This window comes from Aneurinibacillus terranovensis DSM 18919 (genome assembly GCF_000430625.1).
GTDB lineage: Bacteria > Bacillota > Bacilli > Aneurinibacillales > Aneurinibacillaceae > Aneurinibacillus_B > Aneurinibacillus_B terranovensis.
Window position 1 is genome coordinate 1 of record NZ_AUMJ01000100.1, and the last position, 4,287, is coordinate 4,287.

The window sequence follows — 4,287 nt, forward strand, 5'->3', positions numbered from 1 at the left end:
TCCAGATTCCCATGGTGTTCCTTCAACCAATCCATAATCTGGGCAGCAGATAGATCCGGGTACTCTCGCAACCACCCAACAATCTCTGATTCAAAAGACTCCAACTTCTTTGTTCGTGTCTCAAGTCCCTCCATAAACGTTTTGTATTCTTCGATTGTCATGTCCCAGAACTTGATGACCGTATTCCGGGATATATTTAGATTCCTTGCCACTTGGGATTTCTTTAATCCCATCTCCTTCTGTTGCCGAATAGCGAAGTACATAGACCACCTTTCTTCGTTCCTCACACCGCTTCCCCCTGATGATAGAATTTCCAGTTCTATCATAGATTAATAGGAAGGGTATGGGAAATTTTGTTCATTCTTATTTAGCGAAATCTGTTAATTCTAGTTTACCGGTTACAAATGTCCCATGTGACCATATCTTCCGCCATTCCTATTGACTGTATAATACCCTGCTTTAATTGACTTGACGGTTCGGCAAACATAGCAGAAATGATTTGATTAAAGATACCCTCCATTCCAAGTTCCACCCGCTTCTCATAATAGAAATAGAAAATCTCTTTCGATTGCAGTAGGTACATGGCAATAAAACGCCTTTTTCGGTGGTGATTTTGCCAATCCTCCATTATTTGCTCGATGGACATTTTCTCAAATAAATGATTCTGTAGCTCTTGAATATATTGCTGATACAATCCATGATTTAACCGTATAACTTTACTCACCCTTTGGTATATCTCCTTTTCTTAATTCAGTTATATAAAATCCTCCATTTATTTGTCAGCTTGAATTACTAACCCTTTAAACTTAGAGTCTTTTTTATTCGATAAACACCTTCCTCTATCTCTTCTGCCCTCAAATTACCATATCCTAATATCAGTTTATTTTGGTGTCTGCCTTTATGAAAAGAATGACGTTCAACAGGGTAGACCTTAACACCATTCAAATAAAATTTTTCTACCATTTTCTCTGTAACCTCAACTGAAGGAAAATCTACTATGAGATGTAATCCTGTGGAATCACCCGATAATCGCATCAAGTCTCCAAATTCACGAACCAATGCATTTCTTAATACTTCCCGTCTCTTCATATAAATTTTTCTCATTTTACGAATATGACGCTCCAGCAGTCCATCTTCAATAAAACGAGCAAGAATCATTTGGTCGAGTGATGGGGTATGGAGGTCTTGAAACCATTTAAGTTGTCTACATTCTTCGATTAGAGCTTGAGGGAGAACGAGATACCCTATCCGTAACGCAGGTGAGAGGTTTTTACTAAATGTCCCCACATAAATCACTTTTTCAGGCTCCAGTCCCTGAAGAGAATTGATGGGTTGCCCCTCATAACGGAATTCACTATCATAATCATCTTCGACAACATAGCAATTAGAAGCTCTTGCAAACTGAATGAGTTGTATCCTCCGTTGTATAGGCAAAATACTACCCAATGGAAATTGATGCGATGGCGTGACTAAAATAAATTTTGGTTTCAACTTGGTGATAAGACGGTCTGTTCTTATTCCCAGTTCATCAACGGGAATCGGACATAAAGTGGCTCCAGTGGAAGTGAAGATGGTTTGGATTTCATGTGTAATGGGGTCTTCAATAATGACCCTATCCCCTTGAGAAAGGAGTAGCCTCGTAATAAGTGAAAATGCTTGAGTTGCTCCTGATGTAACGACAATTTGCTCAGGATGGCACACTACGCCCCTTGTTTTCCTAAGAAAATGAGAAAGCACCTCTCTAAGTTCAGTTCGCCCTTCAGGATAGCCATAGCCAAAAATAGAATTAGGCGTGTCAATACATACCTCCTTCGATAATTTCCCCCATTCTTTCCTTGGGAACATATCTAAAGCAGGGATTCCTGAACGGAAATCAATCATATCTTTTTCATTCTGATTCCCTTTTGATATGCTTGATACTTTGTTTTGCTCCCTCTTTTGTTCTTGCTCCAGAAAAGCTCCCTGGGCTACAAAAGTACCTGCCCCCTGGTGTCCTACGATATAGCCTTCCGCCAGTAATTGTTCAAAAGCCTCAATGAGAACATTTCGGGATATTCCCAGTTGTGAAGCGAATTCACGAGTGGCTGGCAATCTTTCACCCCCTTTTAAATCCCCGTGTAGAATTTGATTTCGTATATATTCATAAACCTGCCTCTTTAATGGAATGTCCAATGAACGGTCAATCGGAATCCATAGCAACGTTTTTCCCTCCCAAAATTGGTACTCAAAAAATACAGCAAAATTGGCTCTTATTCTAACCATTTTACCATGGTACTTTATAGGAACAGTACGTTGTTTAAAACATTTCATTAGAACAATCAATGGAACATATTGCAGGAGGTATAAAACAAGTATGGAGAAAAAGTATGTGATAGTGATTAATTCTGAATTACCCATAGGCTTAATTGCTAATACATCGGCAGTGTTAGCCTTGACGTTAGGAAACAAACTGGAAGGGATTATAGGTTCTGTAGTAGTCGATGGGGACGGTAGAGCACATGAAGGGATTACGACCATTCCCATCCCCATTCTAAAAGCTTCAGGAGCAAACCTAAAAGAACTTCGGGATATTATTCATACTGATTATCCTGATTTGTTTCTTGTTGATTTTTCCAATGTGGCTCAGACCACAAAGAATTATGAAGACTATACAGATAAAATGGCTTCTTCTACTAAAGATGACTTGCATTATCTCGGTATTGCAATTTATGGGAACAAGAGAAGCGTGAATAAATTAACAGGTAGTCTTCCTCTCTTACGATAATCTGACACCCAACATTAATAAAAAATCACGATAAAGGGGAATGATGATGGAATTACAAAGAACATTAGGGTGGAAAGAAGCGACTTCACTTGGTGTCGGGGCAATGGTGGGAGCGGGAATTTTTGTTTTAAGTGGAGTTGCAACAGGCAAGGCGGGACCTGCCGTTATGATATCATTTATATTAGCCTCTCTTTTAGCCATGTTATTGGGATTATGTTATGCCGAATTAGCCTCACGTTATCCAAGAGCAGGCGGTTCCTATGAGTACGTTCGTGAAACCATGGGAACCTTCACTGGAACCATCATAGGTTGGGCTTACTGGGGAGCCTGGTTAGCGGCCAGTAGTTTTGTCTCCCAAGGATTCGGTCATTATTTATACGCCCTAACAGGTGCTCCACCACGGTTAAGTGCCGTGCTTCTACTACTTGGCTTGGGCTTTCTCAATATCATAGGTATTAAATTTAGCGGTAAACTCCAAGTTGGTATTGTATGTACTGTGGTTGTTGTCCTTTTAGGCTTTTTTATCTTTGGAGTTAAGCATGTGAACTACTCCTACTATCTACCGTTTTCACCAAATGGATTTTCAGGCATATTAGAAGCATCTTTAGTAGGGTTTCTTTCTATTGTCGGTTGGGACGCTATCGTTGCATCGGGTGAGGAAATACGGAATCCAAAGAAGACGATACCTATAGCGATAATGTTATCCATTATCACCGTTCTATTTCTTTATTTAGGACTTTTATTTGTCTCTATCGGTGTTCTTCCCTGGCAAGAGTTTGGAGCCTCGGAAGTCCCCGTGGCTTTAGCCAGCCAACAATTTTTAGGAACCTTCGGCCCAACCTTTACCAGTTTGGTCATTGTAATAGCCCTTCCAGCTACATGTAATGCGTTTATTATCACGATTTCGAGAACAGCTTTTGCTATGGGGCGAAACGGGTTGTTACCAAAAACCATTGCATTTGTCCATCCTCGTTTTCAAACACCCAGCTGGGCGATTACACTGGGAGTTGCAATTCAAGTCTCTTTTACACTGTTCAGTTCTATCAACATTGCCGTGACTGCTACAGGATTTTTATACCTTCTAACCTTTATCTTTACAATGATTGCCTTTTTCATCTCAAGAAAAAGGAGTGTTCCGAAAGACAAAGAAAAGCAATTCTCCGTACCATTTTATCCTGTTACCCCTGTTTTAGCGTTAATTATTTGTGTAAGTTTACTCGTACCTATAGGAAAATCAGGATTTTTGGCTGGACTCATATGGTTATCAATTGGTTTCGGAATCTATGTACTAAGAATAAGAGCTATGGCAACGAGTAAAATGGTTAAACTCGAAAACCAAGCAACGAATCATTGAATAATAGGTTTAATCAACCTGCTTTATTCGATTGATACTTTCAAAATATGGAAAATATATTCCTTATTCAACGATTTACTTTACTATATTCATGCCGTCCACGTTACCACAAATCGAGTAGGAGAGGGCGGTGAACCCTCGTCCTCTCACACCACCGTACGTACCGTTC

4 protein-coding genes and 1 pseudogene are annotated in these 4,287 nt (G+C 39.8%); 2 read left to right on the plus strand and 3 right to left on the minus strand.

The annotated features are described in order from the left end of the window. The 3 genes and pseudogenes from H525_RS24310 to pdxR all read right to left on the minus strand — a co-directional run. Positions 1-287 (minus strand): annotated as a pseudogene (locus tag H525_RS24310) (IS21 family transposase); the annotation flags it as partial. A 104-nt stretch (positions 288-391) separates the two neighbouring features. Beyond that, positions 392-724: a hypothetical protein gene (locus H525_RS0115150; protein ID WP_027416880.1), complete on the minus strand. Its 333-nt coding sequence runs from the start codon at positions 722-724 to the stop codon at positions 392-394. 68 nt (positions 725-792) lie between these two features. Continuing rightward, a complete protein-coding gene (pdxR, locus tag H525_RS0115155) occupies positions 793-2,199 on the minus strand; it encodes a MocR-like pyridoxine biosynthesis transcription factor PdxR (protein ID WP_027416881.1) in 1,407 nt (468 codons plus the stop codon). Positions 2,200-2,353: 154 nt separating this feature from the next. Here pdxR and H525_RS0115160 point away from each other — a divergent pair, with 154 nt between their 5' ends. Next, positions 2,354-2,764, plus strand: a complete 411-nt coding sequence (locus tag H525_RS0115160) for a DUF2000 domain-containing protein (RefSeq protein ID WP_027416882.1) — start codon at positions 2,354-2,356, stop codon at positions 2,762-2,764. A gap of 40 nt (positions 2,765-2,804) precedes the next feature. After that, positions 2,805-4,118: an APC family permease gene (locus tag H525_RS0115165; protein ID WP_245590496.1), complete on the plus strand. Its 1,314-nt coding sequence runs from the start codon at positions 2,805-2,807 to the stop codon at positions 4,116-4,118. Positions 4,119-4,287: the final 169 nt, after the last annotated feature.